A 23,798-nucleotide genomic window follows, 5' to 3' on the forward strand; every position below is an offset into this window, starting at 1 on the left:
CGGTCCCCGTTTCGTGGACCCGTGACTAAACGGCGCTGCCGACACGTGCCGGGTCAGCCGAGCCGTGAAAGACGGTCGCGGGCGGTCACGAGCGCGCTCTCGTCGCCCTCCCGGAGATAGGCTCCCAGTTCGCGTGCGACCCGAACGAGCCGATCGGCGGTTGCGGGCGGCACGTCGCCGTCGAGCGCCTCGATGCGTTTTCGGTGTTCGCCGAGCGTGCCGAACGCCGCTCGCGCTGCCTCGTCGGGCTGGTCGTCGAGATACGAACTCACGTCGCTGCGGTACTCCTTGACGGCTTTCGCTGCAGCCAGTCCGCGGGCCGCCCGGAGCGATTCGGGAACCTCGGCGGGGGCGGGGCGCTCGCCGTCGTCGACGCCGCCCAGTAGTGCGAGAAAGTACGCTTCCTCCGCATCGCTCGTCCGCATCGTGCGTGCGAGTTCGTCGGCGACCGTGCGGAGTTCGAGCGCGCCGACGTAGGTCTCGTCGAGCGGCGCGAGTTCGCCCGCGTCGATGAAGCCGTGCTGGCGGGCGAACGTCCGGCAGTCCTCGGCGGCGCGTTCGGCCGCGGCGCGCACGTCCCCATCCCCGCCATCGAGCAGGTTGCGCGCCGGCGAGAGATCGAGCGTGGCCGTGCCCGCGGTGTGCTGTGCACGATCGCCGACGCCGACGCTGTGCAGGCTACCGCAGTTCGGGCAGTCCGGCGTCCCGGTCTCGTAGTACGACCACCGCGTCCCGCAGTCCTTGCACTCGCGCTCGCCACGGATGCGCATGAGCGTGGTAGAGCGGCCGGCCTCAAAAGCGCGGGTATCCGCCGGACCACCCCTGATGGTCCGCGATCGGCGTGCTGAGATAGGCGCTGGCGAACCACCGTCGAAACCGTCGATGGGATTTAAGTCGCTGTGGGGTCCAGAGTGCGTATGGCACGGAGTCAGCACGCTCCTGGTCGAGAAATTCTCCGGCGATGAGGTAACGGTTCGAACGACGGACGAAACGGTCGTCGTCTCGTTCGGTGGGCGCTCGCACGAACTCGATAGAGGTACCGCTGCCTCGCTGCGCCGCGCGCTCGACGGGGCGCTGACCGAGCGTTGCGCGTTCGTCCACACTGTCGGCACGCACCGCCCCGATGGCTCGTACGTCGTCGCACGGCGCGGTGCCGATTCGTCCGGCCACCGCAAGGTCTTCGATCGCTTCGACGATCTGTGGGAACTGTACGAGTCGCTACCCGAACGGTTCACCGCCGGCGACATCGAACGGCCGGGGCTCACCGGCAGTCGCCGCCATCTCGTGGTGCGCCACCTCGCCGAGCAGCCCGTGTTCGACTGCGCGCTCGTCGCCCGGCAACCCCTGACCGGCGCGAAGGATCACCAGAGATAGTTGCCGATCAGCTGCATCACGAGCGACTGACCGAACACCGCCGCCGCGAGCAACCCCTTCGCCCGCCACATCGCGTCGAGGCGATCGATGGCGGCCGCGACCGGGAGCAGGAGGAAGGGATACATGAACATCGCGCCGCGGGCGGTCTCGCCAGTGTGATAGACGCCCGCCGCGAGCAGCGCGGCGAACCCGACGAGGGCGACCCCGGCCATCACGAGCGGCTCGCGCTCGCGGGTGTTCGTCGCGAGCCGTCGACCACCCACGTCCCGCCAGAGCGCGCCCAGTCCGCGCACGGCGAGCAGACACAGAAACGGCGTGAGGAACAGCGCGAGTTCGGCGACGTCCTCGAACCGGGTGAGGACGTAGCGCGCCGGCTCGGCCAGCAGCATGAACCCGCCGGGGTTCTGCTGGTTCGAGGCGATGAGAAAACTCTCAAGGTAGTTGTAGCCGAGCGTCGCGTCGACGAGCAGGTAGAACCCACCGATCCCGAGGACGATCCCGACCAGCGGTGCGATCTTCTCCCGCCGGAAGAACGCGACCCCTGCGAGCACGGGGAGCACGAAGACGAACAAGAATAGTTGAAAGGAGACGACGAGCAGCGGGACGAACGCACAGAGGGTCGTCCACCGCGACTCGCGGGTGAACAGGTAGATCGTGGCGAGCACGAGCGTCGTAATGAGCGCGTCGAGCGAGGCCAGATAGTAGATCTGTACCGCCGGGAGGAGCACGAACAGCAGCGTGGTGTACCGGGCGACGCTCCGTCGGTAGTACGTCCCGACCAGTCGGTAGAACAGGTACGCAGAGGTCGGGACCGAGACGAGCGCGACGGCGAGCGCGACGGCCGCACGCGAGCCGAACAACCGAGCGAGAAACGTGAACGTGAGCACCGCCCCCGGCGGATGGGTCTTCGCGTGGACGACGTAGGACAGCTGGTTCGCCTCGTAGTTCCCGACGAACGCGAGCGGATCGACGACCTGCGGCGCGAGCTGATAGTAGCCCTCGCGCGTGGCCAGCGGCGCGACGAACCCGTGATTGATCCCGTGCAGCAGGTTCGAGAGCACCACCAGCACGACCCCGGCGACCACGATCGGCACGATGCTGGTGCCACCGCGACGGAGATACGCCACGGTCAGCGCGAACACGACGATTGCGGCGATCAGGGTTGGGATCGCCCACCCGGGACGCAACTGACCGATTCGAAACGAAAAGATGCTGACCGGCCAGAACTCCGGCACGCCACGGGCGTTGCCGAGCAACTGACCGTTGACGTACTTGAGAAAGACGTTGAAGAACACCACCGTCGCGACCGTCACCCAGCCGATGGCGAGGATCTTGCGCACTGAAAACAACGACGCACGACGCTGACCACCGGCCATCGCACCCAGATGTACGCGGGGACCGTTAATGGCTTTCGACCCACTTTTTTACTCGTCGGGTGCGCGCGGAGCGCGCACCGCTCTCTGCTCGCGGGCCGAAGGCCCGCTCGCATGGTACGAGGGACCGAAGGTCCCTCACTACTCGCAAAAACCTGGACTAAAAAGAACCGCTCGCAAACCGCGCGAGCGGCGAATCCCGCTCACTCCGTTCGCGCGGATACGACCACACCGCCACAGCCCACATACCTCCCCAACCGATTCGCTCACTCGCGTTGCTCGTTCGCTCATCCCTCGCGCAATGTTCGCGCTCGGTGCTCACTTCGTTCGCACACGAGCACGAGCGCGCGCCGACCACAGTGGTGAGAATGTGAGCGCTAACGACAGTGCGATTCAAGGCGAACGCCGACCGAACGCGGGCATGGAAATCGAGGGCACGATTCTCAGGGGCCACGAGTTCGAGCCGATCGAGGGGCGCATCGTCGTCGAGGACGGCCGCATCGAAGCCATCGAGGAGACCACGACCGACGCCGACCGGATCGTCTCGCCGGCGTTCGTCAACGCGCACACCCACATCGGCGATTCGATCGCCAAGGAGGCCGGCGGCGGGCTGAGCCTCGACGAACTCGTCGCACCTCCCGACGGCCTGAAACACCGGCTGCTCCGGGAAGCGAGCCACGAGGAACTCGTCGCCGCGATGGAGCGAACGATCCAGTTCATGCACGACGGTGGGACGGCCGCCTTCTGCGAGTTCCGCGAAGGTGGCGTCGAGGGCGTGCGCGCGATCGAGGACGCACTCACCGACCTGCCCGTCGACGCGACAGTACTCGGCCGTGAGTCGATCGCGGCGATGGAGGCCAGCGACGGGTTCGGTGCAAGTGGCGCGCGCGACGCCGATTTCGCCGACGAGCGCGAAGCGACCCGCGAAGCAGGAAAACTGTTCGGCATCCACGCCGGCGAGCGCGATGCCGACGACATCGACGCGGCGTTCGAACTCGATCCCGACTTCCTCGTCCACATGGTCTACGTCCAGTCGAACCATCTCGACCGGCTCGACGAGGAGGGCTGGCCGGTCGTCGTCTGTCCCCGCTCGAACCTCGTGACCGGTGTCGGTCTCCCGCCGATCGCGGAGCTCGCCGAGCACACGACCGTGGCGCTCGGGACCGACAACGCGATGCTCAACAGCGCCTCCATGTTCCGCGAGATGGAATTCACCGCGAAACTCACCGACCTCTCGGCCCACGAGATCCTGCGGATGGCGACGATCAACGGTGCGGAACTGCTCGATGTGGACGTGGCTATCGAGACGGGCAACACGGCGCGGCTGTGCGTACTTGATAGTGACTCTCATAATCTCGCCGGCGCGCGCGATCCGGTGCGGGCGGTGGTCCGTCGGGCCGGTGTCGGCGATGTCGAGCGGGTAGTGCTCCCCGACGATGGTGCCAACAGTTAACACCAACTGGTGCGAACGCTGACGTATGTACGAGCGCATTCTCGTGCCGACCGACGGCTCACCGGAGGTCGACACCGTCCTGGAGCATGCCACCGCCCTCGCCGCCGCACACGACGCCGAGCTTCACGCGCTGTACGTCATTAACACGGCGGGTTACAGCGGACTGCCGGGCGATACGACGGTCGGCGGGCTGGACGCGATGATGAACGAGCAGGGCGAGGCGGCGCTCGATCGAGCCGCGGAGCACGCGGACGGTCGCCTCACCGAACGCGTCCTGCTCGATGGCCGCCCGAGCGCCGAGATCGTCGATTACGCCGACGAGGGCGGCTGTGATCTCATCGTGATGGGGACACACGGCCGCGGCGGTATCGACCGCCTCCTCCTGGGCAGCGTCGCCGAGCGCGTCGTCCGCACCTCGGAAGTCCCCGTTCTCACCGTCCGCGTGCCGAAGCGCTCGGACGTCGACGCCGAAGCCGATATCGAGAACGACACCTAAGCGGGGCGCAGGTGTTCGCAGTCGCCGGCATGAACGCGCACTGGTCCATTGTCGGTCGCCACGACTAGTGTACCGGGGAACTCCACGTCGCGTGCCGTCCCGACGATCGTCCCGTCGCCAGTGCTCACGCGCACTCGTTGGCCGAGCGTGAGCGCGTGCTCGCGCCACGCCGCGAGCGCTTCCTCCGGGTCCGCACGGAGCGCAGCGAACCGTTCGAGGAGATCCTGGACGAACGCGCGCCGGTCGACGTCCGTCGCGTGGGCGCGCAACCCGGTCGCATCCTCGGGGAGCCCCGCCGGATCGACGTTGATGCCGATACCGACGACGACCCACGAGACGCGATCGGCCTCGCCCTCCATCTCGGTGAGGATGCCCGCGAGCTTCGTTTCTTCGTCCCCGACGAGCACGTCGTTCGGCCATTTGATACCCGCCTCGACGCCGTGCTCTCGGGCGATTTCCGTGACCGCGACCGCCGCCGCGAGCGTCAGCACGGGTGCGTGGGCCGGCGGCAGATCGGGCCGACAGAGCACGCTCAGCCAGATGCCACCGGGCGGCGAGCGCCACGCCCGATCGAGTCGCCCCCGGCCGCCGGTCTGTTCGTTCGCGACCACCGCGACGTCCGTTTCGTCTTCGGCGGCGAGTTCGCGCGCTCGAGCGTTCGTGCTCGGGAGACTGTCGTGATAGTCGATCGTGAACGGGGCATCGAGACCGAACTCGATCGCCGGGCCGCCGTAGTCGGGGACCGCGACCAACCGGTAGCCGCCGTCGCTCTCGATCGTGAAGCCCGCCTCGCGCAGCGCCTCGATGTGTTTCCAGACCGCTGCGCGCGAGACGTCGAGGCGGGCCGCGAGGTCGGGCCCGGACACCGCCTCGTCGGCGATGGCAGCGAGCACCGCGCGGCGCGTTTCGTTCATGGATCGGCTACGATCGCCGACGGATAAATGAGGGCCGATGGCGATTGCCGAAGCACGCGGTCGCCAGCCGCGGCGCGGTTGCAGTGCTGTCCTGGTGGATGAAGGGCGAGGCTCCGAGCGTAGCGAGGAGCCGAGGGCTTCTGCTGTGCTGGTAGAGTGTCCGCGCGAGTGGAGCGAGCGCGGTTCACTGCGAACGAGCGAAACGAGTGAGCAGGGCTTTTTAGTCCAGGTTTTTGCGACGAGTGGTGCGCGAGCCGCAGGCGAGCGCACCCGAGGAGTAAAAAAGTGGGTTTCAGTCGCTCGCGGGGCGATCGGCGCGCGAGGGTGGCGGTATCAGCTCGTCGGTGTCGACGGCGGTTGGAAGCACGCAGCGGTTCGCTTCGTCGTTGACGTGGCTGTACTGCTGTGGGGCGTTCGCGAGCGGATGGGCGGGGTTTTCCGCGCTCCGGATGCGTGCGACTCGGCAGTCGGCGAACCCGTGGAGGCGTGCCTGGATACCGCGCCAGTGGTGGCGGGAATCTTCGGGCACTGAGAGCGGTTCGTCGGGACGCCAGCCGTCGTCGGTCGCGAGCAGCGCTCGGTTAGCGTTGGCCGCGAGCACGTCGTGATCGACGAGGACGCCGATGCGGGCGTCACGCGGCGCTCTGGCGGCGAGTACGTCGAGGCCGAGGTGGAGCGCGCGGTATTCGGCGACGTTGTTGTCCGGCGCACGATCCGGCAGGGCGATTCGGGCGACGCGCTCGCCGTCGCGAGTTTCGATGACGACGCCGAGACCGCCGCCCGTGGCGCGAAAGGAGCCGTCGGTGGCAACGTAGAACCCACGGTGGTGGGTTCGCGGCGGGTGGGCGATGTGCGGGGTGGGCGAGTCATCGAAGAGATCACGTAATGTCGGCCGACCGTAGGCGGCCATGCACCGATTTGGCACCCTCGTGACTTAAATGATATGGCGGCACGTGCCGAGAGCGAAACGTTCAGACGATGGCCAATCGGAAATCGGTCATGCGCTATCGCAATTTCGTCGCGTTCGTCGTTCTCGCAGGGCTGTGGGGCACCGCGTTCATGGCTATCAAGGCCGGACTATCCTATTTCCCGCCGGTTCTGTTCGCGGCGTTTCGCTTCGATCTCGCTGCCGTCATCATGCTCGGCTACGCGGCCGTCGTGACCGATCGCCTGCGACCACAGGGGACGAAGGAGTGGCTGCTCGTCGCCGTCGGCGGCGTCTTCATCATCGCGGGCTATCACGCCCTACTATTTATCGGCGAGCAGAACACCACGAGTGCGGTCGCGGCGGTCATCGTCAGCCTCTCGCCGGTGTTGACGCCGGCGTTCGCCCGTGCGTTCCTCCCGAGTGAGCGCCTCTCGGCGGTCGGTGTCGTCGGTATCCTCCTCGGACTGGTCGGCGTCGCCGTCCTGACGCGGCCGACGCCCGAGAGCCTCCTCGGCGGCGATCTCGTCCCGAAGGCGTTCGTCTTCGCGGCGGCCGTCTCCTTCGCGCTCGGCAGCGTCTTCACGGAACGGGTCTCCGCGTCGCTGCCCGCACCGACGATGGAGGCCTGGTCGATGGTGATCGGCGCTGTCGTGTTACACGCCGCGAGCGCGCTCTCGGCCGAATCGCTCGCGGGCGTCGAGATCGCGGTGCCCGGAATCACGGCGCTCGTCTACCTCTCGGTCGCCTCGAGCGCGATCGGCTTCCTCATCTACTTCGATCTGCTCTCCCGGCTCGGCCCGGTCGAGATCAACCTCGTCTCCTACGTCGCACCGGTGTTCGCGGCGATCTCCGGTGCGCTCTTCCTCGGCGAGGTCATCGACGCCGTCACCGTCGTCGGCTTCGTGATCATCTTCACCGGGTTCGTCCTCCTGAAGCGCCGTGCCATCGCCAACGAGCTCCCACGGCTCCGCGGTGTTTTCTCCAGCGAGTGAAAATCGCCGACGAGTGCAGTCAGGCGTCGTCGAGCGCGGCACGGAGTTCGGCACGGCGGTCGGCATCGAGATCGGCGGCGAGATCGTCCGTGAACGGACTCTCGGCGAGCGTGGCGAACGCGCGCTCGGTCTTCTCGCGGATGCGATCGACGGCGGCCTCGATCTCCGTGACGGAACTGTCGCGCTCGTCGGCGATCGTCACCGGGTCGGTGCCCGCCGCGAGCGCGGCCGCGACCGCGCGCTCCTCGTGGCTGAGTATCGACGGTTCGTCGGTCATGCTCCGTCCTCCGCGGGCCGACGGATAAAACGTGGCGACTAGCCGAGCACCGTGACGGCGACCCGTTGGGAACCGAACGCGCCGTCGAGCGTCACCGACTCGGCGATGGCGTCCGCGACGCTCTCGCGCCAGCTCGCCACCGCTGCCGCGTGGCGCTCGTGGTGGCGATCGACGGTGTAGTCGATGTCATCATCGCTCCGCAGTCGTTCCTCGGTCGCATCGGGTGTCGGATACGTGGGCGGATCGGCGACGAGTCGCGACGGTGGGACGTGGATCGGTGCCGGCGTCGCGTCGTACTCGTCCGTGTGCTCGACGTGGAGACGAGCACGCATCCGTCCGCTGAACGGCGGCGTCACCCGCAGCACCGCCCCCGAATCTCCCTGTTGGTTCGCTTCGAGGGCCGTCACGACGTCCTCCCGATGGACGGCGATCGAGCGGATGTCGCGGTAGTCGTCGGACGCCATCGACGGCGGTTGGCGACGTGCGCACTAAACGCCACGGCCGGATCATCGCGATCGCAGAACGCTTTTGTTCGTTCTCCTGATCTGGATGAACGATATGGATCGACGATCGTACCTCGCGGGACTTGCCACGGCGAGCACCACCGGATTCGCCGTGCTCGCAGGCTGTTCGGGCACCGATGGCGGTAACGGAAGCGGCAATGGCGAGGGCACCGACAGCGGTAGCGGCGACCCCGGAACGGACGCGGCCGCCGGATCGGGTGCTGACACCGGGGCGACCGAGGGCGAGGCACTCGAAACTGGTCAGGAACCGCCCGAAGAGACGGCGACGCCATTCGACGAGACGGAAACCCTGCCCGAGGAGGAGGGTCTCGAAACCGGGCAAGCGCCGAACGCGACCGACAGCTGAGTTACTGTTCGCCTTCGCGTGCGGCGTCGATGCGCCCGCGCTGGTCGTCGCTGAGGGCAATATCGACCGCACCGACGTTCTCGTCGAGCTGGTCGGTCGTGCGCGCACCGACGATCGGCACGCAGGTGAATTCCTCTCGCTCGATCAGCCAGCGCAGCGCGACCTGTGGCGGGCTGGCGTCGAGCTCGTCGGCGATCTCGCGGACCGTATCGAGTACGTCCCAGCCGCGCTCGGAGACGTAGTAGTCGTCGAAGAACTCGTCGAAGGTGCCCCGCGAGCCGTCGGGCGACTCGACGTCGTGGACGCCCTCACCGGCGCGTTCGTACTTTCCGGTGAGGAAGCCACCGGCGAGCGGCGAGTACGGGCAGACGGCGAGGTCCTGGTCGGCGCAGACGTCCAGGTACTCCTCGACGTCCTCGTAGTAGGCGGCGTGAAAGAGCGGCTGGGTGACGTCGAACCGTTCGAGGTTCTCGACGTCGGACTGCCAGAGCGCCTTCGTGAGCTGCCAGCCGGCCATCGTCGAGGCTCCGAGGTAGTTGACCTTCCCCTTGCGCACGAGGTCGTTCAGGGTTCTGAGCGTCTCGCGGATCGGTGTGTCCTCGTCGAAGCGGTGGATGTAGTAGAGATCGAGGTAGTCGGTGCCGAGCCTGTCAAGGGTGCCCTCGATCTGCGTGCGGATGTGTTTGCGACCGAGCCCGCTCTCGTTCGGACCGTCGCCGTAGTCGAAGTAGACCTTCGAGGCGAGCACGTAGTCGTTGCGATCGCGGTCGTCGAGCCAGTTGCCGATGTACTCCTCGGCGGTGCCCGAGGGATCGCCGTAGACGTTCGCGGTGTCGATGAAGTTGATGCCGTGATCGGCCGCGCGATCGAGCAGCTCGTGGGCCTGTTCCTCGTCGGTTTCGAGCACGTCGCCGGTGCGCTTGCCGAAGCGCCACGTGCCGAAGCAGAGTTCCGAGACCGTGAGGCCGGTCGCGCCGAGTGTCGTGTAGTCCACGGAGTTTGATGGACGGTCGGCGACAAAACCGTTCGGATGGGTCGGCTACGATTGCAGGAGTTCGTCGATCTCGTCCTCGTCGAGCAGGTCGATCAGATGTTCGCCCTCCTCGTATCGCCGGAACTCCTCGTCGGTCATCCGTGCGCGAAGCTCATCCTTGCCGGCGCTCGCTTCGAGCTGGGCGTCGAGGTCCTCCGGGTCGTAGCCTGGGACGGGCATAGTTAGCGTTCGTCGCGGAGGGGTATATACCGTCCGGCGATCGGGCCGGCGCGGATCACCTGGTTTCATGCATGCCGATGCTGGATGGAGGGATAATGAGTCAGGCGACGCTTCCGGGTCGGTATCGGAACTCGAACCTCTTTTCGGGCTACTACCTCGACGAGCGCGTCTTCGGGCTGGACGAGTGGGACTGCGACGAGGCGGCCGAACAGGCCTTCGAGGAGCTGCAGGCGCTCTACGAGGCCGAACGGGGGACGCTCGAAAGCTACGACGAGGACCCGCTCCGGCGACACTGGATCGACGAGGTGCTCTCGGTTCTGGGCTACGAGTCGCTCCCCGAGACGCCGATCCTCGACGCACGCGGGTCGATCGACCGGGCGCTATACGATTCCGCTGACGATCGGCGTGCCGCCGCGGCGATGAAAGCCGACGGAGAGTACGCCGGAATCTACGGGCAATCGCTGTCGGTACTCGAAGCCAAGCAGTGGGACGCCGATTTCACCACGCGCTTCAGCGAGCAGCGCTCCTATCGGGACGCCTCCCATCAGATCAAATACTACCTCGAACACACGCCGGAATCGGTCTCGTGGGGGATCCTGACGAACGGGAAGAAGTGGCGGCTCTACGGGACGAAGGACTACGAGACCGAGACCTACTACGAGGTCGATCTGGTCGATCTGCTCGAAACCGGCAGCGTCGAGGTGTTCAAGTATTTCTACGTCTTCTTCCGGCCGGCCGCGTTCCGGGAATCGGGTGGGACGACGTTTCTCGACAGGGTGTGGTCCGAGAGCGAGACCGCCGCGCAGGAACTCGGCGAGGATCTCCAGGACAACGTGTTCACGGCGCTGCGGGTGCTCGGCGAGGGGTTCGTCGAGACCAACACACTGGATATCGATCCCGCGAACGAAGAGCGCCTCGCGGACCTGAAGGAACAGTCGCTGGTGTTGCTCTATCGGCTGATGTTCGTGCTCTACGCGGAATCGCGCGGCCTGATCGATCCCGACGATCCGCATGCAGCGTCGGAGTACGAGGAGAACTTCAGTCTCGACGAACTCCGGTACGAGGTCATCGACGAGGTGGGCGAGCGCGCCGACGAGACAGACTTCGAGCGGGAGTTTTCCTCCCACTCGACCGGGCTATGGAGCCGGCTGGAGGACCTCTTCGCGCTCGTCGATTCGGGCAACGACGACCTGGGAATCCCCGCGTACAACGGTGGGCTGTTCGACGAGGGAAGTCACGAGTTTCTCGCGGAAAACGAGGTGTCGGACCGCCATCTCGCGGAGGTGATCTATCGGCTGTCGACCACCGAGACCGACGAGGGCCACGTCGCCGCGGACTACGCCGATCTCGATACGCGGCATCTGGGAACGATCTACGAGGGGCTGCTCGAACACGAGTTCGCCGTCGCGCCCGAAGCGCAGGCCGCCGTTTCCGGCGACGGCGGACAGGTCTGGAAGCCAGCCGACGAGGTGAGCGTGGCCGAGGCGGTCGAAACGGTCGAACAGGGCGAGCTCTACGTGGTGAACGACGACGGTGAGCGCAAGGCCACGGGGGCGTACTACACGCCCGACTACGTGGTGACGTACATCGTCGAGGAGACCGTCGGACCGCTCCTGGAGGAGATCGAGGACGAACTTGCCGAACTGGAGGCGGAACCGGGCACCCAGGAGTACGTGATCGCGTTCTGGGAGCGCGTGACCGATCTCAAAATCCTCGATCCGGCGATGGGCAGCGGGCACTTCCTCACGAAGGCGACGGGCTATCTCGCCGACGCGATGATGGAGCGCGTGCGGGAGCTCGAATCGGGATCGCTGTTCGACGAGGAGCTGGTCCGGCGGACGATCTCCCGGGAGTGCATCTATGGTGTGGACGTCAACGGGATGGCCGTCGAGCTGGCGAAGCTCTCGATGTGGCTCGAAACGCTCGCCGCCGACCAGCCGCTCGCATTTTTGGACCACCACCTCAAATCCGGGAATTCCTTAGTGGGGTCGGACATCTCGGCGGTGCTCGCCGACGAGAGCGAGGAGCCGGGGCAAGTGACGCTGGCGTACGACTTCGCACAGACCCGCCGGCGCGCGCTCGGAAAGGTGATGGACCACATGAGCGAGCTGCTCGTCATCGACAACGAGACCCTGGACGACGTGCACTCGATGGAGGCCCTCTACGACGAGATCCGCGAGGACCCGCTGTACGAGCATCTCCAGGCGATGGCGACGGTCCACACGGCCGGCGAGTTCGGACTCGACGTGCCCGAGGACGCCATCGAGCGCATGGCCCGCGCCATCGAGGACGAGAGCGAGTGGGCCGCCCTCGAAGACACCGACTGGTTCCGCGCGGCGCAGGCGATGGCCGACGAGGAGGGCTTCTTCCACTGGGAACTCGAATTCCCCGCGGTCTTCTTCGACATGGACGGCGAACGACTGGCGAGTGCGGGTTTCGATGCCGTTGTGGGGAATCCTCCATATGTGCGACAGGAACAGATCAGACAGCTAATCGACTACATTTCGAAAGAGTACGATGTATATTCTCCGGCTTCGGACCTCTACACATATTTCATAGAGCAAGGTTATAACCTCCTTTCAGATGAATCTAATATCGGTCATATTGTATCGAACAAATTCACGAAAGCAGAATATGGTGAGCCGCTGAGAAATTTTTTATCGGAGGAGACGCAACTCAAACTGTTGTGTGATTTTCGTGATCTTCCTGTCTTCGGACCAACTGTATCAGCGTATCCAATGATTTTGATTGCTCAAAAAACATTCCCAGATGACGGAGATTCAGTTGTGCTTTCGGAGATGGATTCCCTAGAGTTCTCCGACTTACAAAAGACAATCAGCAGCAATGGCACACCGATTGAACAAAAATATCTGAAAAATTCAGCATGGTCAATGTCTGACCCACATTCAACCAAGTTGTGCAATAAGATTGAGACTGAGAATGATACACTAGAAGATTACAAAGAGGATGATATATACTGGGGAGTGAAAACTGGATTGAATGAAGCATTCATCGTAGACAGAAGTACGAAAGAAGACATCATTAGCGCTGATTCTGGCTCAGATCAATTTATTTTTGAATTGATGCGTGGAAATGATGCCAAACGCTATGCCCCTTATTTTTCAGATAACTACCTTATTAGAATACCTTCTGGCTGGACTATTTCGCACTGTGATGCTAAAACCGAAAAGGAAGCTTGGGAATGGTTTTGTTCGAGATATCCAAAATTGTCTGATTATCTACAGAGATATTCTGAGGATGCTTCGTCGAGATATGATCAAGGTGAATGCTGGTGGGAACTCAGACCTTGCGATTACTACGACAAATTTGAGAGCACCAAAATTGTCTATCCAGAAATCTCTGATGGGCCTCAGTTTAGTCTAGATAAAGACTCACGGTATATAAACAACAAATGCTTCATGCTACCTGAAGAGGACTATCCACTACTAGCAGTATTGAATTCAAAGATAGGCGAATTTTGGGCTCGGAAGCGCCTATCGACCGTCCGAGGAGGATATCTAGAATATCGAACCACCCATCTCTCTGGGTTTCCTATTCCCGATTTGACCGATTCTACTTTGGAAAAGAAGGCTAAAGATATTACCAACTATATCGAGAATCAAAACAAGATCAATCTCGATCTTCTCGACTACCTCGGAAACTACGAGGATGGCCCGACCCTCGGGGAGCGTTACCAGCCGGCGAGCGGGCTGGCCGAGTCGGTGCTGACCGACACCGAAGCCGACAGCGAGTTCGAGAAATTGCGGGTGACGGGCGCGCAGGTCGAGCGCGATGACGACCGCCTGCGGGTGCTGGCGGTGCCCTACGTGAAGCCCGCAAATCCCGACGAGTACGAGACGAACAGTCACGGCTACGCCACGCTCGATCCCGTGCCGGCGATGGAGTTCGTCGGGTTGAGCGAGCCCGAGGCCGATCTCGTCGCGGCGTTCGTGCCCCACGCGGTCGACGAGGCCGACGGCTTCGCGGGCTATCGGGACAACGCCACCGCGACGATCTCGCCGCTCGATCGGCTGGAGGGGCTGACCCTGCCGAAACTCGACGACGTGGCGGGTGGCATCGAGCGCTACACGGATGCCAGAGAGCGCGCCGCGGAGCTCGATGAGAAAATCGAAAAGACGGATGCGTTGATCGACGAAATCGTGTACGAACTGTACGGGCTGACCGACGAAGAAATCGAGATCGTGGAGGAGGCCGTCGAGGAGTAGTGTCCGCGAGCGACCGTAGGGAGCGAGCGGTTCACCGAGCCGAACGCCAGTGAGGCTCGGGATTTTTCATCGACGTTTTTGCGCCGAGCGGTGCGCGAGCGAAGCGAGCGCACCCGAGGCGGAAAAAGGTCGGAGTGCAGCAAAAGGTGGGTGGACGAACTTTTTTGCCGGTCGCCGCGGTGGGTCCGCTATGGAGAAGGTCAGCATCGAGGATGTAGATATCGTCAACAACCCGCTCGGCGTGCACTCGGTCCGCAAGCCCGTCTCGCGCGATCTCGGTACCGACTCGTTCGCGATGAACTATTTCGAGCTCGAACCCGGCGAGTCCTTCTCGGGCGGGCTCCACACCCACCACGACCAGGAGGAGGTGTTCCACGTCCAGGAGGGGACGGCGACCTTCGAGGTGGGTCGCGACCGCGAGGAACACGAGGTGGCCGCGGGCGAGCTCATCCGCTTTGCGCCCGGCGAGTTCCAGATGGGCAAGAACGACTCCGACGAGCGCGTGGTAGGGTTCGCCCTCGGCGCGCCGAAGGCCCGCCACGATTTCGACGAGATGGAATCGGTCGTCCACTGCCGCGAATGTGACGAGGAGACCGCCCACGACACCGACCTCACCGATCAGGGAGCCTTCGTGTTCACCTGCAGCGAGTGTGGCAACGAGTTCACCATCGGCTAAGGGTATGCTTTTTCGACTGGATGGGTAAGGACCGATGGCCGATGACGAGCCATCGTCCGGAGCCGGACTCGGCACCCGGCGATGACGATCCCTATGAGTTCCGAGGCCATGCTTGCACGACGGTACTGTCATCGGTGGGCTTTGCTGATCGACCCGAACGTCGACATTCGTGTTTATTGGAGTATACAGACGCGGATGAGCAAATCAGTCCGTATCTCCGAGGAGTTTCACGAGTTCATCACGGCCCACAGGGCGGACGACGAGACGATGGAGGAGACGCTTCGTCGGCTCGTTGGCGGCCCACATCCCGATGACGTCGCCGGTATCCTGTCCACGGAAACGGCCGATCGAATGCACGATCGGATCGACGAAACACGCGCGGGCGGATGCCAACGGTGACAACGGTATCGACAAAGTCGATCCGATGAATCCGTTGTTCCCACGTGTGACCGATCCGTACCGCAGCTGCTGACGAGCCACCTGTTTCACTCGTTCGAGGAATCCGCGTCGGCATCGGCATCCGCATTCGGCCCGATGACGCGTGCCGTCGAGTACACCTGTTCGCCCGTTTCGGCCCGGTGGCTGAGCTTGTCCGTCCAGCTCTCCCCGAGCGCGTCGATGGCGGCGAGCTCGCCGGCCAGCTCGCGATCGTCCGGCATTCGATAGCGCACCTTCGTCGCCCGGGCGACCGACCAGTCGGGGTTCGGCCGATCGACCAGCGTCATCGACTGGTCGGGAGCGACCGTCCCCGTCTCCAGCACGCGGAGATACCAGCCGGTATAGCCGGTTTCCTCGAACTGTGTGGCGAGGTCTTTCGTCCGCCAGCGACGAGCGAGCTTCCAACACGGCGACCGTGGCTGCGTGATCTGTACCGTTGCCGCCCCGATATCGTAGCTATCGCCGATACAGGCCTCGCGCTCGGTGAGCCCGGTGATCGTGAAGTTCTCGCCGAACGCCGCCGGGCCGAGTTCGAGATCGAGTTCGTCGTCCCAGTGGGAGTAGTGTTCGGCCGGATAGACACAGACGGCCTTCTCCGGCCCGCCGTGATGTTTCAGATCCGCCTGTTCGTCGCCAGCGAGGTTCGTTTCGTCGAGATATAGCTCTCCGTCGACGGGATGCTTGTAGAACGACGTCCACCACGGCTGCTCCATCGGATCGGTGGCGTCGGCCGTGCCGTGCGGTTCGGGCGTCCCGACCTGAATCGAACGAACGTGTGCGTCGCTCATCCGTTTCGCTGTTCGGGTGGCCGACATAAAGAACGTCCGCACGATGGGGAAAGCGATCGATTACACTCGATCGGTATGCCGAGCGAACTCACGACGGAACCAGCCGTTATTGCTCTCGGCGACCGTTCGCGGACCGAGCACTCGATTCGGTATCGGTACCGTCACTCGGATCGACGCGTCTGTGAACCGGAAACTCCTCGCGCGGGTTCGGTGCGGGAGTGAGCAGCCGTTGGAGCAACGTCTCTTCGCCCGGATCCGGCTTGTCGACGACGTCGCAGTCCACGACGACGCTCCCGTCGTCCGCCCCCGTCAGTCGAACGTAGTTGAGCCGATAGGACGCGTAGAACACCGGCGGGAGGATGCCGAGAACCGGCTCGACCCGTCGGAGGCGTTTCAGCCACGTCCCCGTGTTGATCACGAGCCGATCCTCGATCTCCGTGACCGAGGCTCGATGGGTGTGGCCGTAGAGAAACACGGCGGTATCGGGGGTCTCGGCGAAGACCTCCCGTGCTCGATCGTTGTATTTCGCCGTGGGATCGCGGTCGTCATCGTCGCCCTGTGCGAGTCCGAATCGTCGAAGCGTCTTGCGGACGTCCCTCGCGAGGACGTACAACGGGATCGAGATGAGGAGCAGCAGCACGATGAACACGACGTTGGCGACGAGGACGACGTCGATCAGCGTCCCGACCGGCCCGAACACGTCCAGAACACTCTCCACGATGCTCATCGGGCGCGACCAGACGCCGACGGCGTCCAACGCGTAGACACCGAGATAGAGCACGCTCAGATTGAACAGGAGGAAGAAGGGAACCGAGGCGTATCTGAGCCAGCCGCTCATCTCGCGGTAGAAGTAGTTCGAGAGCAACCAGTCGGGAATGCGCGTCATCGGCGTCACGGCCTGGATGTCCTTGAGCCAGTTGTACTTCCCTCGGCCCGAGAGACGGCCGGCCCGACTCGTGATATGACGGTTCACGAAGTAGCCGGGTGGGTTCGCGTACGGATTTCCGAAGTCCGGAATTCGGTTGCTCGGGTCCTCCTGCATGCCGTGTTCGATGTGGATCGTGTGATCGCCGATCTCACGGGTGATGGCGATCTCCTGTTCGAGAGTGACGTTGTACGCCGCCAGTCGATCGACGTATTCGTCGTGTGCCGCGAGCTCGTAATCGTGGTTGCCCGGGATGAGCGTGATCGGCACCTCCTCCCCCGTCGCCCGGAGCTGTTCGAACAGTTCGGGGTAGCGATCGAGCAGCGCGTCGAACTTCGCCGGCCCCTCGATCTCCGTGAACTCCCAGAGGCCGAACGCGTCGCCATTAATAATGAGTTCGGCGTCCTCGTCGCTCGCTTCGAGCTCACGGAGAAAGCCGAGCAGTTCGTCGAGGAAGTCGACCTGTGTGAGCTGTTCGTCGCCCCCGATGTGGAGATCGCTGATCAGATAGCAAGTATCGGCCATTCAGCGTTCCATTCCCGTCTGCGCGTTACAACACGTGTCCATGCGACATATCGACCGATACGGTGCCATCCAGTTATGGATTGCTGCCGGCGCGTGACCGAGCCGATCCTCATTCACCGGTTGCGACGGTGTTCCGGAGCGTTCCGACGCCCTCGTAGGTGATGACGATGTCGTCGCCGGGTTCGAGTAGCCCGGGGTTCGCCGGACTGCCGAAGGAGATCACGTCGCCCGCGCCGAAGCTGAACCGTTCGGAGAGGAAGGCGACCACCTCGTGTGGGTCGAACAGCATCCGTTCGGTGTTGGCCTCCTGACGGACCTCGTCGTTGATGCGCGTCTCCATGTCGATGCTGCCGGGATCGACGTCGGTCTCGATCCAGGGGCCGAGCGGCGCGGAACCGTCGAACGCCTTCCGTGCCGTGCGACCGTCCTGATCGAGCGCGTCGAGATCGTTCAGAATCGTGTAGCCGCGCACCACGTCGGGCACCTCCGCGGGCGCGAGATCGCTACAGGGCTCGTCGATGACAGCCGCGAGTTCGCCGGCGTACGTAAACTCCTCGGTGAAGCCCGGATACGCGATCTCGTGCTCGGGTGCGAGCACGGAGACGGGCGGTTTGATGAAGAAGTCCGGGCGCTCCGGGCGCTCGTAGTCCATCTGGTCGAGCGTCGTCGCGAAGTTTCGCCCCACACAGTAGAGCGCCGACGGCGCACAGGGTGCGAGCAGTTCGACGTCACCGTCGTCGAGGCGGTACGTCTCGTGATCGGTGTGGACGACCCCGTCGCGGTGCTCGCCGGTGACGATCCCATCGGGTGTGCGGATGCGCGCCAGTTGCATATCCATCCGCGACACGGCGCGGGCATATCGCTTCCGTTCGCCTACCCCATTCGTCCCATAGAGATTTGTCGATGGGTTGCGTTCGTCATGTATGGCGAGCAACCAGTACGCCTTCGAGGGAGTCGAACCCGAGATCGACGCCGAGGCCGCGGTGAGCCGCGATGCGACGCTCGTCGGCGACGTCAGCGTCGGAGCGAACGCCAGTGTCTGGCCGGGTGCCGTGCTCCGCGGCGACGTCGCACCGGTCACGATCGGCGCGCAGTCACACGTCGGCGACAACGCCGTTCTCCACGCCTCACAGACTGGCGACCGCGTGATGGTCGGCCACGGTGCGATACTCAACGATGCCACCGTCGACGACGGCGCGCTCGTGGGGTTCAACGCGACGATCAACTCCGACGTCACGGTCGGAGCCGGCAGCGTCGTCGCGAGCGGCACCACGGTGCCGGAAGGGTACGACATCCCGCCGGAGTCGTTCGTCCGTGGCGTCCCCGCAACCGTCACGCCGCTGGCCGAGACGACGCTCGACCCGGCAACCGTCTTCGACGCCCACTCCTCGGGATCTTACACCGATCTCGCCGCGCGCCACGACGACCTCTTCGAGTAGGACCTTTTTACCGCGTCGGGTGGCCTCCTCGCGGTCGGCCACCACTCTCTGCTCGCGGGCGGCGAAGCCGCCCGTTTGCACGGCCAGCGGGACCTTCGGTCCCGCTCGGCTTGCAAAAAGCTACGCTAAAAACTCCCGCTCACTTGCGCCTACGGCGCTCGTTCACGGCGAACCGCGCTCGCTGCTCACGGTTCATTCCGTTCACCGTTCGCTTCCGAGGTTCTCTCTTCGGTCGAACCTCGCTGCGTTCGCGCGGACGCTACCACCCTCCACAAACCGCACTGCACAGCACCGCCGAAGCCCTCGGGCGCTCGTTCCACTCGCGCCCTCGCCCTTCATCCACCGAGGACCGCACCGCAACCGGTCATCCCTGAGCCATCTCATAGAGTTCCCTGCGAATCGACCTCAGGCGGCCGCATCGACCTCCTCGACGAGTTCCGGCGAGTCGTTCGAGGGATCGTTGACGGCCGTCGAGACCGGGTAGGCCGTCATCTCGTCGGGGTATGGTCGCAGTAGCTCGCCGTCGCCGTCGTCGAGCCAGCGCCGTTCGTCGCCCTCCTGCAGAACGACCGCCATCCGATGATGCAGCTCGCTGACGACCTCGTTCGGCTCGGTCGTGACGATCGTGAACGTCTCGACGGGATCGGCGTCGCCGGCGGGCCGACCATCGCCGAACTCGCCCAGTCCGGTCTGTTTCTGCGGCGGCTGCCAGCGCTCCCAGAGCCCGGCCATCGCGAACGGCTCCCCGCTATCGAGCGTCACCCGGTAGGGCTGTTTGTCCCCACCAGTCCCCTGCCACTCGTAGAACCCGTCGGCGAGCACGAGACAGCGCCGGTTCTGGTAGGCGTCCCGAAAGCTCCGCTTTTCGGCGACGGTCTCGGCACGGGCGTTGATCGGCCGGTTCGCGTCCGATCGGTCGTCGGCCCAGTGCGGGATCAGGCCCCATTCGAGCGTATCGATGGTGTCGGGCGCGTCGTTCGTGATCACCGGCAGCGACTGGCTCGGCGCAGCGTTGTACCGCGGCCGTGGCGAGCCCTCGAAACTCGCGTCGAAACGCTCCTCGATGTCCGCTGGCGGGGTGAAGAGGGTGTAACGTCCGCACATGGTTCGACGAGGGCATGGGCGGGAATAACGCCATCGACCCTGCGCGTTGGGCTGACGATCGATGTGGTCCGTACATATAAACGATATCACGTCGTAGCCCGTGATAGCCATGCCCGAGGAGCCCTCGTTCGCGATCCCCCGTCGTCCGGAACGGCGCTACTCGCGCCACGCGGGACTCGAATACGAGGGCTCGACCGTCTTCTCGCTGTCACCCGCTGCCGACCCCGGCGATCACGAGAACGAAGCGCTCGACGAACTCCTCCGGGACGTGCTCGACGGCGACCCGTACACCTACGGCGACTGGTTCGACCTGCCGATGGCGCTCTATCTCGTCCACGACACCGAAACCGGCGACGTCTTCCGGGTGTCGGTCCGCGACGGCCGCATCGAGTTCCACGTGCTGCCGGAAACCGATCCCGACGGCCTGCGTGCGCTCTACCGCCGGCTCGCCGCGCGGAGCGAACGGGAGTGGATCGTCGAATCGACCACCGACGCCTGAGAGCCACAACGGACTTATCTACCGACGAAAACGCAACCATATGACCGTCTCGCGCGAAGTCGAGCTCTCGGGACATATCATCGACTCGGGGATGATGCAGTCGTGTTTCGGCGTCATCATGGATCTCGGCGGCTCCTTCGAGGTCGACGAGTTCGACATCGGCCGGAGCGAAGTCGAGGAGTCCTACGCCCGCCTCACCGTCCTGGCCGACACCGAAGACGAGCTCCAGTCGATCGTCCACGAACTCCATCAGAACGGCGCGACGCCCTCCCATCCCGTCGACGCGACGCTCGAACCCGCACCCGACGATCAGGTCGTGCCGTCGGGTTTCTACTCGACGACGAACCACCACACCGAGATCCGCCACGACGGTGAGTGGATCCCCGTCGAGCGCATCGAGATGGACTGTGCGGTGGTCGTCGAGAAAGACGAGGATGACGAACCACGCGCCTTCACGAAGGTTCTCAACGCCATCGAGGAGGGCGAGTTGGTCGTCACTGGTGAGACGGGGATCCGTGTCCGTCCGCCCGAGCGCCCCCGGAACCGCGAGGGCGCGTTCGGCTTCATGCAGGGCGGTGTCTCCTCCGAGCGCCCCTCGGAATCGACGATCGCGAAGGTCGCCGAGGCGATCGCCGAGACCAAACGCGAGGGCGGCTCGGTGCTCGCCGTCTGTGGCCCGGCGCTCATCCACTCCGGCGCGCGCGAATCGCTCGCCCGCCTGGTCCGCGAGGGCTACGTCGACATGCTCTCGGCCGGCAACGGGTTCGCGGTTCACGACCTCGAACGCGATCTCTACGGCACCTCGCTCGGGATGAACACCGAGACGCTCGATCATCCCCGAAAGGGCCACAAACACCACATCTACACGATCAGCGAGATCATCCGTGCAGGGTCCATCGAGCAGGCGGTCGACGAGGGACTGGTCGAATCCGGCGTGATGTACGAGTGCGTCGACAACGATCGCCCGTTCGTGCTCGCGGGATCGATCCGCGACGACGGTCCGCTGCCCGACACGATCACGGACTCGGTCGACGCGCAGAACGCCATCCGCGAGCAGGCCCACGAGGCCGACATGGTGCTCATGCTCTCGACGCTGCTCCACTCGGTCGCGGTCGGCAACTGCCTGCCCTCCTCGACGCGGGTCGTCTGCGTCGACATCAATCCCGCGACCGTCACGCAACTGCTCGATCGCGGGAGTGCACAGGCGGTCGGCATGGTCACCGATATCGGTACCTTCGTGCCGATGCTCGTCGAGCAGCTGCTCGACGAATAGTCCTCGCTTGTCGGCGACCGATTCGCCGCCAGATAAAAAGGCGCGAAAGCCGTTCTCGTCGATATGACATCCGTACGGTCGCGGCTCGGTCGACCGTCGGGAACGACCTTCGGCCTGGCCGTGCTGGCGGTGATCGTCGGCGCGCTCGCCGCCGGCGGGCTGTTCGTGTGGCTCGGAACTCGGGGACCAGTACTGTCACCCGAACCGGCGGTCGGGTCGGTTGCACTGGAGGTCGCCGGCGCGAACCGACTTCCCGTCGTCGGCTACTTCGGGGTCGGGATCGAACGGCTGTATCTCACGCTCGGATCGCTGCTGGTCGCGCTCGTCGGCGTCACCGTCGGTCTGATCGACCGCTGGTGGAGCGTTCCGGCCGCCGTGCTGGTCGGCGCAGCGGCCGCCGGAACGGTGACGGTTCTCAGCGGCTGTGCCTGTGGGAACGGGTCGACGATGCTGCTCGCCGAACGGGCCATCCGGCGCGTTCTCGACGGGACCGCTCTGCTCGTGTAATGAAAAACCGTGATCTGGTTCAGGCCATGGCCCGACAGCTCTCGGCACATTGGGGCAGGATTTCGGCACAGGCCTGACAGTGATCGTGATCGTGCTGTTCACACTCCTCGGCACACGCCTCGCAGGCGTCGGCGCACGCCTGAGCGACCTGTGAGTTGAACGCCGAATCGCGGACGCACAGTCGCGCACAGAGCGACGCGAGATCCGCGACGTCCCGGCAGAGTCGGATACACTCGGCCATCTCCTCGCCGTGGCCCGCACACTCGTCGGCACACCACTCACAGACCTCGGCGGCCTCGGTACAGTTGTCGACGCACGCTTCCATCTCGTCGCTCAGACCGATCTGTTGCACTGCCATTGCGCTCTCACCGAGGAACCGCTCGTTTTTTGCCGTTCCGGGCAACGTTCTTCGGCTCGGTACCCATCGTCGTTTGCCGATCCAAAGCGAAAATGCTGAGAAAATTCTGAAACGAAAGCGACCGCTCGATCGGACGGGTGGCCGATCGAGCGATCGAGTCCGGCGTGTCCTCTCATCATCTATCGAACTCATCGATGTCAGCAATCGGCGATCGGTCCGTATCTCATTCTCGTCGAGCACGTTCGGAGATATCCCGGAGGTTCTGTCGGGTAGGTGCCTTCTAATCCGGCAGGTAGTCCATCCGACGTGCGCTTCGCTCCATCCTGGAAAATCGGTGGAGAGAGTGCCCCGTAGAGGATGTGTGACGCTGCGACGAAATATGGGCGTACCAGAGCGATTATGCACCGGTGCGGGTTACGGAGTGGCATGAGTCAAACACCGACGACGAGCGACGTGACCTGTCCCGAATGTGGCTCCAACAACGTCCAGATAGCGGACTCCACCGCCGACGCCGACGAGTCACACTACGAGTGTCTCGACTGCGAGCACGAGTTCGAGACGTCCAAATCCGAGTAGCCCCTCACACGGGGAGTACGGGTCGGTTGTCCCGAAAAGACGTGCGATAGCCGTGCTCTCAGCCCCGGTTGGTTCGCCTGACTTCGTGGATTTCGGCGTGGTCGAGTGCGTCGAAAAGCTTCTCGCCCGTCCAATCGCACTCGGTGCACTCGTAGCGCGACATGGCGAGCTAGTAGGAAGGGGGCCATCGTCTTAGTCGGGTCGGCCGCTCGATATCGATGCTCTCTGACTACGCGGACGAGCGCGATCTCGTTCACCCTACAACCGAACCGCCTAACCTGATGGTCGCCCTTCTCGTGGCATGGCCGACGAAAGCGACACCGTCCGCGTCTGGCTCGTCGAGCGCGGATACAACAACCGCGATCTCATCATCCTCAAGTACGCGACGCCCGATGGCGAGCGGCTCTTCCGCCGGGAACTCGCCGCCCAGGCCATCGGCGTCGACACCGTGACCGCCGCGAAAGACGTCTCGACGGACGATCTCGAACGCATCGACGACTCCGATCTGCGGGAGCGCTACGCGAACGAAGTCGAGCGCATGGCCGACGAACACGAGCCCGACGACACGATCTGA

General features: G+C 64.3%; 27 protein-coding genes. 14 read left to right on the plus strand and 13 right to left on the minus strand.

Going from position 1 to position 23,798, the window contains the following annotated elements; translation table 11 throughout:
* Positions 1-53 precede the first annotated feature (53 nt).
* On the minus strand, positions 54-770 hold the full coding sequence (locus C451_RS12720) for a DUF7117 family protein (RefSeq protein WP_007741160.1): 717 nt from the start codon (positions 768-770) through the stop codon (positions 54-56).
* A 112-nt stretch (positions 771-882) separates the two neighbouring features.
* Here C451_RS12720 and C451_RS23825 point away from each other — a divergent pair, with 112 nt between their 5' ends.
* Complete coding sequence (locus C451_RS23825; RefSeq protein WP_007741162.1) at positions 883-1,374, plus strand: DUF7528 family protein; 492 nt, start codon at positions 883-885, stop codon at positions 1,372-1,374.
* Here C451_RS23825 and C451_RS12730 read toward each other — a convergent pair.
* The gene (locus C451_RS12730; RefSeq protein WP_049913108.1) at positions 1,362-2,750 is read right to left on the minus strand and encodes a hypothetical protein; all 1,389 of its coding nucleotides are present in this window, start codon (positions 2,748-2,750) and stop codon (positions 1,362-1,364) included. The genes C451_RS23825 and C451_RS12730 overlap by 13 nt on opposite strands.
* 418 nt (positions 2,751-3,168) lie before the next feature.
* Between C451_RS12730 and C451_RS12735 the strand changes: the two genes are divergently transcribed.
* Together C451_RS12735 and C451_RS12740 are read left to right on the plus strand one after the other, a co-directional pair.
* Positions 3,169-4,200, plus strand: coding sequence for an amidohydrolase family protein (locus tag C451_RS12735; RefSeq protein ID WP_049913111.1), 1,032 nt, complete (start codon positions 3,169-3,171; stop codon positions 4,198-4,200).
* 25 nt (positions 4,201-4,225) lie between these two features.
* Positions 4,226-4,696, plus strand: coding sequence for a universal stress protein (locus C451_RS12740; protein WP_007741165.1), 471 nt, complete (start codon positions 4,226-4,228; stop codon positions 4,694-4,696).
* On the opposite strand, the gene C451_RS12745 is transcribed toward C451_RS12740, so the two are convergent.
* A complete protein-coding gene (locus C451_RS12745; protein ID WP_007741167.1) occupies positions 4,693-5,610 on the minus strand; it encodes a biotin--[acetyl-CoA-carboxylase] ligase in 918 nt (305 codons plus the stop codon). The genes C451_RS12740 and C451_RS12745 overlap by 4 nt on opposite strands.
* A gap of 292 nt (positions 5,611-5,902) precedes the next feature.
* Positions 5,903-6,520: a hypothetical protein gene (locus C451_RS12750; RefSeq protein ID WP_007741168.1), complete on the minus strand. Its 618-nt coding sequence runs from the start codon at positions 6,518-6,520 to the stop codon at positions 5,903-5,905.
* Between the two features lie 89 nt (positions 6,521-6,609).
* Here C451_RS12750 and C451_RS12755 point away from each other — a divergent pair, with 89 nt between their 5' ends.
* Entirely contained in the window at positions 6,610-7,530 is a 921-nt protein-coding gene (locus tag C451_RS12755) for a DMT family transporter (RefSeq protein WP_193788312.1), read from the plus strand.
* A 19-nt stretch (positions 7,531-7,549) separates the two neighbouring features.
* On the opposite strand, the gene C451_RS12760 is transcribed toward C451_RS12755, so the two are convergent.
* Positions 7,550-7,807 carry a hypothetical protein gene (locus C451_RS12760; protein WP_007741170.1) on the minus strand — a complete coding sequence of 86 codons (258 nt, stop codon included), beginning with the start codon at positions 7,805-7,807 and terminating at the stop codon, positions 7,550-7,552.
* A gap of 38 nt (positions 7,808-7,845) precedes the next feature.
* Positions 7,846-8,271, minus strand: a complete 426-nt coding sequence (locus C451_RS12765) for a hypothetical protein (RefSeq protein ID WP_007741171.1) — start codon at positions 8,269-8,271, stop codon at positions 7,846-7,848.
* Positions 8,272-8,365: 94 nt separating this feature from the next.
* On the opposite strand from C451_RS12765, the gene C451_RS12770 reads away from it, so the two are divergent.
* Positions 8,366-8,677, plus strand: coding sequence for a hypothetical protein (locus C451_RS12770; RefSeq protein WP_080503541.1), 312 nt, complete (start codon positions 8,366-8,368; stop codon positions 8,675-8,677).
* Position 8,678: 1 nt separating this feature from the next.
* Here C451_RS12770 and C451_RS12775 read toward each other — a convergent pair whose 3' ends face one another.
* Complete coding sequence (locus C451_RS12775; RefSeq protein ID WP_007741173.1) at positions 8,679-9,671, minus strand: aldo/keto reductase; 993 nt, start codon at positions 9,669-9,671, stop codon at positions 8,679-8,681.
* A 45-nt stretch (positions 9,672-9,716) separates the two neighbouring features.
* Positions 9,717-9,890 (minus strand): hypothetical protein, encoded by a 174-nt coding sequence (locus C451_RS22940; protein ID WP_007741174.1) that lies wholly within the window; start codon positions 9,888-9,890, stop codon positions 9,717-9,719.
* 95 nt (positions 9,891-9,985) lie between these two features.
* On the opposite strand from C451_RS22940, the gene C451_RS12780 reads away from it, so the two are divergent.
* The 3 genes from C451_RS12780 (at position 9,986) to C451_RS12790 (ending at position 15,191) form a co-directional block, all read left to right on the plus strand.
* Positions 9,986-14,116 (plus strand): Eco57I restriction-modification methylase domain-containing protein, encoded by a 4,131-nt coding sequence (locus tag C451_RS12780; protein WP_007741175.1) that lies wholly within the window; start codon positions 9,986-9,988, stop codon positions 14,114-14,116.
* Positions 14,117-14,306: 190 nt separating this feature from the next.
* Positions 14,307-14,792 (plus strand): cupin domain-containing protein, encoded by a 486-nt coding sequence (locus tag C451_RS12785; protein ID WP_007741176.1) that lies wholly within the window; start codon positions 14,307-14,309, stop codon positions 14,790-14,792.
* Positions 14,793-14,987: 195 nt separating this feature from the next.
* Positions 14,988-15,191 carry a hypothetical protein gene (locus tag C451_RS12790; RefSeq protein WP_049913109.1) on the plus strand — a complete coding sequence of 68 codons (204 nt, stop codon included), beginning with the start codon at positions 14,988-14,990 and terminating at the stop codon, positions 15,189-15,191.
* Between the two features lie 86 nt (positions 15,192-15,277).
* Here the strand turns inward: C451_RS12790 and C451_RS12795 are convergent, their stop codons facing one another.
* The 3 genes from C451_RS12795 to C451_RS12805 all read right to left on the minus strand — a co-directional run bounded on the left by C451_RS12795 (position 15,278) and on the right by C451_RS12805 (position 18,300).
* Positions 15,278-16,018, minus strand: a complete 741-nt coding sequence (locus C451_RS12795) for an MOSC domain-containing protein (RefSeq protein WP_049913112.1) — start codon at positions 16,016-16,018, stop codon at positions 15,278-15,280.
* 106 nt (positions 16,019-16,124) lie between these two features.
* A complete protein-coding gene (locus C451_RS12800; RefSeq protein ID WP_007741179.1) occupies positions 16,125-17,468 on the minus strand; it encodes a metallophosphoesterase in 1,344 nt (447 codons plus the stop codon).
* A gap of 109 nt (positions 17,469-17,577) precedes the next feature.
* Positions 17,578-18,300 carry a fumarylacetoacetate hydrolase family protein gene (locus C451_RS12805; RefSeq protein ID WP_007741180.1) on the minus strand — a complete coding sequence of 241 codons (723 nt, stop codon included), beginning with the start codon at positions 18,298-18,300 and terminating at the stop codon, positions 17,578-17,580.
* 91 nt (positions 18,301-18,391) lie between these two features.
* On the opposite strand from C451_RS12805, the gene C451_RS12810 reads away from it, so the two are divergent.
* Positions 18,392-18,907 carry a gamma carbonic anhydrase family protein gene (locus C451_RS12810; RefSeq protein ID WP_007741181.1) on the plus strand — a complete coding sequence of 172 codons (516 nt, stop codon included), beginning with the start codon at positions 18,392-18,394 and terminating at the stop codon, positions 18,905-18,907.
* A 405-nt stretch (positions 18,908-19,312) separates the two neighbouring features.
* Here C451_RS12810 and C451_RS12815 read toward each other — a convergent pair whose 3' ends face one another.
* Positions 19,313-20,011, minus strand: a complete 699-nt coding sequence (locus tag C451_RS12815) for an SOS response-associated peptidase (protein WP_007741182.1) — start codon at positions 20,009-20,011, stop codon at positions 19,313-19,315.
* Between the two features lie 109 nt (positions 20,012-20,120).
* Between C451_RS12815 and C451_RS12820 the strand changes: the two genes are divergently transcribed.
* From C451_RS12820 to C451_RS12830, 3 genes are all read left to right on the plus strand, one after another.
* Entirely contained in the window at positions 20,121-20,510 is a 390-nt protein-coding gene (locus C451_RS12820) for a hypothetical protein (protein WP_007741183.1), read from the plus strand.
* A gap of 40 nt (positions 20,511-20,550) precedes the next feature.
* On the plus strand, positions 20,551-21,783 hold the full coding sequence (locus C451_RS12825) for an ornithine cyclodeaminase (protein WP_007741184.1): 1,233 nt from the start codon (positions 20,551-20,553) through the stop codon (positions 21,781-21,783).
* Positions 21,784-21,846: 63 nt separating this feature from the next.
* Entirely contained in the window at positions 21,847-22,290 is a 444-nt protein-coding gene (locus C451_RS12830) for a hypothetical protein (RefSeq protein WP_007741185.1), read from the plus strand.
* Positions 22,291-22,309: 19 nt separating this feature from the next.
* Here C451_RS12830 and C451_RS12835 read toward each other — a convergent pair whose 3' ends face one another.
* Positions 22,310-22,648 carry a hypothetical protein gene (locus tag C451_RS12835; RefSeq protein WP_007741188.1) on the minus strand — a complete coding sequence of 113 codons (339 nt, stop codon included), beginning with the start codon at positions 22,646-22,648 and terminating at the stop codon, positions 22,310-22,312.
* 426 nt (positions 22,649-23,074) lie between these two features.
* On the opposite strand from C451_RS12835, the gene C451_RS22645 reads away from it, so the two are divergent.
* On the plus strand, positions 23,075-23,224 hold the full coding sequence (locus tag C451_RS22645) for a hypothetical protein (protein ID WP_007741190.1): 150 nt from the start codon (positions 23,075-23,077) through the stop codon (positions 23,222-23,224).
* 301 nt (positions 23,225-23,525) lie between these two features.
* Positions 23,526-23,798, plus strand: a complete 273-nt coding sequence (locus C451_RS12840) for a hypothetical protein (RefSeq protein WP_007741191.1) — start codon at positions 23,526-23,528, stop codon at positions 23,796-23,798.

The sequence above is a fragment of the Halococcus thailandensis JCM 13552 genome (genome assembly GCF_000336715.1).
In the GTDB taxonomy this organism is placed as follows: domain Archaea; phylum Halobacteriota; class Halobacteria; order Halobacteriales; family Halococcaceae; genus Halococcus; species Halococcus thailandensis.